Raw genomic sequence first — 5690 nt, 5'->3', positions numbered from 1 at the left:
ACTCCAATTATTACTAAGGTTATAATGTAACTATAATACGCAATTGTAATATAGCATGGATCATCTTAAAGGAGTGAATATATTGGAAAAAGAATTAAAGGCATTATTATTAAGTTTTGACGATGAAGAACAATGTGAATGTCCTCAAAATTTCAATTATCTTGATGAAATGAAAAGAGTTCATAGTATCAAGAGTCAAATTGAAAATATTATTAGAAATAAATTAAGAATAGATGATCAGGTTCAAGATGCTTCGTTTTTTACGGAATTAGCAATTTATAAAAAAAGTAAAAATAAGCGAGATTATCCTTGTGAAGATTTTAAAGGTACCGTATGGTTATGTGATTTAGGAATCAAGTTTTCATCATTTGGAAATATGGTTACAATATCTAGCGTTACAGAAGGTGATATGTATAGTAAATATCCTATTGAGAAAATAATTGAGATATTAAAAAATAATGGATATATTTATATTGATTCAGAATCACTTAATGAATCTTATGATGGAATTAATAAGTATATGGATGAAGAAAGTACTTGGTGGGTTAGATATTTTGATTATATATAATCGTGTAATATTTTAAAATTATATTTTTCTATTAAGAATTTTTTTGAAAAAATATATATACAAAGCAATTACTAATTACTTAAGCACTTAGTAAAAACTAGGTGCTTTTTAGTGAACACATGGGAAATAGTAATCTTTGTTATAATTAAATTAACAATTATTATAAACTATGTATTAATTCTTATATTTAATATACAAATTAATAGGAATTTGTAAGCGGGATATTTTCAATTTAGAAGAATTGCATTATTATGTAAATTAGACAGAGATTGGTAGGAGGCATATATGAAGAAGATATCGAAAATGATAGTTGGAATTATTTATTCTATAGGTACTTGTATTACATTATTTCTAAGTATTATATTCTTATCACACTCAGATATTATTATTAATCCAGATGCAATGATTCCTTTTAAACTATATGAAGAAGCATTTATGTTACTTGGATTTGGAGCTATTCCAATGGTAATTTCATGTTATGTAGTGTATAAGGTTTATGAAGTTAAAAATAGTTACCATCCTAAAAGAAATAGGATAATTATATTTGTTCCTGGAATAATTTGTGTGAGTTGTGCAACTTTTATGTTTGGTGTATTATTTGTTGGGATGATTAACTCATTTATATTACATTAGAAAAGTCAAAAATAAGGTCGTTAAATTCTAATTTATTAAAGAGGAAATTTTTAATTAATAATTTTTATGTATTGAGAATAAAGAGAGTATATTACATTTTAAAATTTTTGCTCTCTTTTTGTGTTAAAAAAAATGTATATAATTTTATTCAATTTCTTTATAATCTGCAAAATATGATACTATAAAATTTGCAATAGGATTTAAAAGACAACACCCTATTGTTACCCAAATAAACTTTTCTGTAATACTAAATTTAAAAGATGCAGATATATGAACAATAAATAAAAAATATAGTACAGATCTAGTTATACTAATAGCTTTTTTATTCCTTACTTTATATCTAGTTTTGCACTTATCACATTCTATTTCACAACATACATACTGTATAGTACTAAAACTAGATTTAAATCTTTGTAATATACCAATTTTACTATCGCATTTACTACAAATCTTCATACTTATCACCCCTTAATCTATAAAATCCTAATTTAATTGTAGCATAATAGATAATTAAAAATAATTTTTATTTAAATGAAAAAAAGTGAACCATTTAGTACATATATACATCTAATTAGTGTAAATGCAAATAAGTAGCGCTACAATTTGCACGGAAAGGCAGGAAGTCAATTGAATAAAAATACATTTATAGATAAAGTCCTTGAGGCTGAGAGTACTTTATATCATGTATCTAAATCAATTTTGATTAATGAGAAAGATTGTGAAGATGCAGTTCAGGGGGCAATTTTAAAAGCTTACGACAAATTAAATACATTAAAAGAAGAACAATATTTTAAAACATGGTTAATTAGGATACTTATAAATGAGTGTTATAGTTTAAAACGCAGGGAACATCCAACAGTATCATATGAAGAATTTTTTGCGTTTACTAAGGATGATGACAAAGAGGATTATAGTGAATTATATTTAGCAATAAAAAAACTACCTCAACGTATTCGTATTACAATTGTTCTTTATTATATAGAGGGATATTCAGTAGAAGAAATTAAAGATATTTTAAAAGTACCTTCAGGAACTGTAAAAAGTCGATTGTCAAAAGGACGGAAACTATTAAAAAGAAAATTAAAACATATGGAGGTAACTTATGAAAAATTATAATTGGAATAATGCCTTTTCAGATACACCAGAAAGTTTTAAAAATAAGGTAAGAGTTACATTAAACAACTTACCTGATCAAAAGGAGATTGGTGAAATGGAAAATATGAAACTATGTAAAAAGGCATCTTTTAAAAAAAGAATTATAGTTGCAGTAGTCGCTACTATGGCATTAGGATCAACTGTATTTGCAGCAGGAAAAATATTCTCTATAGTTGGAAGTTCTAGCAATATACCAACATATACAAGCATTCCTACAGAAAAACAAATAAATGATGATTTTGGATTTAATCCTAAATTAGTTAAGGAATTTAACAATGGATATAAATTTATAAGTGGCCATACTGTATATAATGAAGGACTAGATGAGAAAGGTAATTCTGTAGCAAAAACAAAGTCACTTGATTTTAATTATGAAAAAGGAAATGATAAATTAAGTCTTTACATTGAAAATGGAATGTTGGGTGAAAGATCCAAAAAAGAGGTTATTGTTGATAATTATAACAATATAGATTTATATTATCAATCATATGCTAATAAGTCAGTACCACCAGATTACAAATTGACAGAACAAGATAAGCAAGATGAATTATCTGGTAAATATGTGTTTAGCTATGGCTCTCAAAAGGAAGAAGTGTCTCAAGTTCAATCTTTGAGTTGGATGCAAGATGGAGTTAATTATTCTTTCTTGGTAATAGATTCTAATTTATCACAAAATGAGTTAGTTGAAATGGCACATCAGACTATTAATGTAAAATAGAAAGAGTGTTTGCAGTAAGATTTTATGATAAGGCAGTAGCTATAGAGATTTTTACAGTCACTATGGCTGCTGCATTATGTCTTTAGATTGTGTTTTTATGTTATTATAAAACTATAGTTTATAATTATTGTATATTGTATAAAAAATTTAAATGAGGGGATTTAAAAATGAATAAGAAAAAAATAATTAATAGTTTATTTATCATGGGATTGGTTTTTTACGTAATATTTGTTTTATGGAATATTCCATTTAAATATGTATCTCCATTAGAGATATTTAGCAAAGATAGGTATTTTTCACGAACACTTAATTTAATTCCATTTGATGATGTATTTAAAGGAAATTTTAATAAGTTAGATATATTTGGTAATATGATTTTATTTATACCATTGGGTATTTATATAAATATATTAATTAAGGATATAAAAATATCTAAAAGTATATGTATAATGGCGATAATAAGTTTTATATTTGAGTGTAGCCAGTATGTATTTGGGATAGGTGCTAGTGATATAACTGATATTATTACCAATACTATTGGTGGAATTATTGGTGTCGGTATTTATATAGTGATTAAAAAGATTTTCACAGATAAGAACAAAGTGAAAAATTTCATTACTATTTGTAGTACAGGTGTAATGGTACCTGTTGGAATTATATTAATAGGGATATTTATATATAATTAGATAAGATTTTTTTAGTTACAATTAGTATCAATTCTTATGTAACGCTTATATATTCATTGATATTACTAAGGTTCAAAAACTTTAGTACAATTATGCACAAAGCTATAAGTAGTTATAGAATTTAGTAAAGTACAATTTAATAGGAAACTGTTATATTAATTATCAAAAATTGACAAAAGTATCCTTGTAGTGTAATATTACACTATAAGGATACTTTTGTTGTATGGATTTATAAGTAAATGATAAGTAAAGGATGAAATTTTTATGATAAGAACTGAATTTATAAAAAAAGTTGACGAAAAAGTTAAACTTGTAAGAATTGAAAAAGGATATACACAAGATAAAATGGCAGAGGTACTTGGAATATCTAAAAAAACATTAGTACAAGTTGAAAAGGAAAGAGGAAGTTTAGGCTGGGCAGTTGCTATTGCAGTATGTGTTATATTTAAGAATAGTGAAATATTAGAATTAACTTTTGGAGGTGATATAGAAGATATAATACGGACTTTATCATTTGAAAATGATGACATTAAATATATTCCAACGCTTGGAGGAAAGATTTGGTGGAAGGATATTCAGAGTAAAAATGGCTTTACAATTCAACAAAATATAATATCAAATCATTATAGAATTTTAGATGGTAGTAGTAGAAGAATACTATATTCTTTTGATTTTGAATACATTAAAAAAAGATTTTGTGAACTTGTTGATTAAAGAGATAGAAAAAACATAATTTATGGAGGTTTTAAAATGAGTAATGTAAAAATATATGATAAATTTATTTATAGTGCTATATTAGTAATATTAATCTATTCTGTAGCTATAGCATTAAGGCATCCTATATCATGGGCACTGGCGACAATAGCAATATTACCTTTGGTATATATTTGTAGTAGCAAAATAGGCAATTTAAAAACAAAGTTAATGGTAACTAAAATACTATCAATTATATATGGAATTATTTCAATAGGTATATTTGTAATATGTTTTCTATCTGGATTTGTGGAAAATGGTACTATATTGACTTCATTGAAGAATTTAATTGACAATAGTGCTTTAATATTTGGATTTTTAGTATTATCAATTTTTATTTACAGAAAAGTTAAATACGAAAAAGAATCATGTTAAAAGAAATTGAACTGCTCCCTGTCCATCATAAAGGGAGCAGTTCAATTTTGTCTATGTTAGCTAAATTTATGATTAACAATAAGGTGAAAAACAGGTTAATATATATTAAATCAGATAAAGGAGTAAGCTAATTGGCTAAATATCAAGCAATTTTAACATATATTAGTTTTAAAGGGAGCAGTTCTAAAACTTGTTTAAACTTAAATTTCATCCATCAATCTTTAGCTAATTTTTATTATCTTCAATAAAACATCTATTTTATTGTAAATCTGTTAAACTATAAATTCTGTTATAATTAATTTAACAATTGTTATATATAATGTTAACAAAAGGATATATAGGGGGCTTTTATGAAAGTTATAGATAAGATATCTAAATACATGTCTGAGACTTTATTAATGGGTGAGTATAGTAATAAAGAAGAATTAATATCTAAATTAAAAGTAAATATAAAGTTGATATTGTATATGTGTTTAATAGAGATGATTTATTATTTAATTAGAGTTGCTTATACTGGAGAAACACATTTTATAGACCCTACTTTTTGTTTAACTATATGTATAATAAGTAGTCTTAGATGTTTATTATTACTTTATCATTTAAGCAAAAAATAAAAAGCAATATTAAAGGGGTATAACTATGATATTCTTTTTTTAGTACAAAAATTATTAGATTATAAATAATAAGAAATATCGGGGGGGATAAATGAAAGTAAATAAGAAAATTATAAGTCCAATAATTCTTATATCTATATACATGGTGTATGTCTTTTATCTAACGAAATACTTGTATAACAATGATT

9 protein-coding genes are annotated in these 5690 nt (G+C 24.8%); 8 read left to right on the top strand and 1 reads right to left on the bottom strand.

The window, feature by feature from the left end:
• The first annotated feature begins 82 nt into the window (after window positions 1-82).
• Complete coding sequence (locus CHF27_RS13220; RefSeq protein WP_095405271.1) at window positions 83-568, top strand: hypothetical protein; 486 nt, start codon at window positions 83-85, stop codon at window positions 566-568.
• 285 nt (window positions 569-853) lie between these two features.
• Window positions 854-1201, top strand: a complete 348-nt coding sequence (locus tag CHF27_RS13215) for a hypothetical protein (protein WP_095405270.1) — start codon at window positions 854-856, stop codon at window positions 1199-1201.
• Window positions 1202-1345: 144 nt separating this feature from the next.
• Here CHF27_RS13215 and CHF27_RS13210 read toward each other — a convergent pair whose 3' ends face one another.
• On the bottom strand, window positions 1346-1657 hold the full coding sequence (locus CHF27_RS13210; protein WP_095405269.1) for a hypothetical protein: 312 nt from the start codon (window positions 1655-1657) through the stop codon (window positions 1346-1348).
• A gap of 171 nt (window positions 1658-1828) precedes the next feature.
• Between CHF27_RS13210 and CHF27_RS13205 the strand changes: the two genes are divergently transcribed.
• The 6 genes from CHF27_RS13205 (at window position 1829) to CHF27_RS13180 (ending at window position 5502) form a co-directional block, all read left to right on the top strand.
• Window positions 1829-2317, top strand: coding sequence for an RNA polymerase sigma factor (locus CHF27_RS13205; RefSeq protein WP_095405268.1), 489 nt, complete (start codon window positions 1829-1831; stop codon window positions 2315-2317).
• The gene (locus tag CHF27_RS13200; RefSeq protein WP_095405267.1) at window positions 2304-3074 is read left to right on the top strand and encodes a hypothetical protein; all 771 of its coding nucleotides are present in this window, start codon (window positions 2304-2306) and stop codon (window positions 3072-3074) included. Before CHF27_RS13205 ends, CHF27_RS13200 begins: the two co-directional genes overlap by 14 nt.
• A 167-nt stretch (window positions 3075-3241) precedes the next feature.
• A complete protein-coding gene (locus CHF27_RS13195) occupies window positions 3242-3760 on the top strand; it encodes a VanZ family protein (RefSeq protein ID WP_095405266.1) in 519 nt (172 codons plus the stop codon).
• A 264-nt stretch (window positions 3761-4024) separates the two neighbouring features.
• A complete protein-coding gene (locus CHF27_RS13190) occupies window positions 4025-4474 on the top strand; it encodes a helix-turn-helix transcriptional regulator (protein WP_095405265.1) in 450 nt (149 codons plus the stop codon).
• A gap of 36 nt (window positions 4475-4510) precedes the next feature.
• Window positions 4511-4888 carry a hypothetical protein gene (locus CHF27_RS13185; RefSeq protein ID WP_095405264.1) on the top strand — a complete coding sequence of 126 codons (378 nt, stop codon included), beginning with the start codon at window positions 4511-4513 and terminating at the stop codon, window positions 4886-4888.
• Between the two features lie 350 nt (window positions 4889-5238).
• Complete coding sequence (locus tag CHF27_RS13180) at window positions 5239-5502, top strand: hypothetical protein (RefSeq protein ID WP_095405263.1); 264 nt, start codon at window positions 5239-5241, stop codon at window positions 5500-5502.
• Window positions 5503-5690: the final 188 nt, after the last annotated feature.

Source organism: Romboutsia maritimum, assembly GCF_002251085.2.
Classification (GTDB): Bacteria; Bacillota; Clostridia; order Peptostreptococcales; family Peptostreptococcaceae; genus Romboutsia_B; species Romboutsia_B maritimum.
The sequence above is the reverse complement of the archived record's forward strand: the minus strand, read 5'-3'. Positions and strand labels throughout refer to the sequence as shown.

Excerpts from the sequence above, each read along its gene's own strand:
- CHF27_RS13180 (WP_095405263.1), top strand. The coding sequence starts at position 5,239 with ATGAAAGTTATAGATAAGATATCTAAATACATGTCTGAGACTTTATTA.
- CHF27_RS13195 (WP_095405266.1), top strand. The coding sequence starts at position 3,242 with ATGAATAAGAAAAAAATAATTAATAGTTTATTTATCATGGGATTGGTT.
- CHF27_RS13210 (WP_095405269.1), bottom strand. The coding sequence starts at position 1,657 with ATGAAGATTTGTAGTAAATGCGATAGTAAAATTGGTATATTACAAAGA.
- CHF27_RS13185 (WP_095405264.1), top strand. The coding sequence starts at position 4,511 with ATGAGTAATGTAAAAATATATGATAAATTTATTTATAGTGCTATATTA.
- CHF27_RS13200 (WP_095405267.1), top strand. The coding sequence starts at position 2,304 with ATGAAAAATTATAATTGGAATAATGCCTTTTCAGATACACCAGAAAGT.
- CHF27_RS13190 (WP_095405265.1), top strand. The coding sequence starts at position 4,025 with ATGATAAGAACTGAATTTATAAAAAAAGTTGACGAAAAAGTTAAACTT.
- CHF27_RS13215 (WP_095405270.1), top strand. The coding sequence starts at position 854 with ATGAAGAAGATATCGAAAATGATAGTTGGAATTATTTATTCTATAGGT.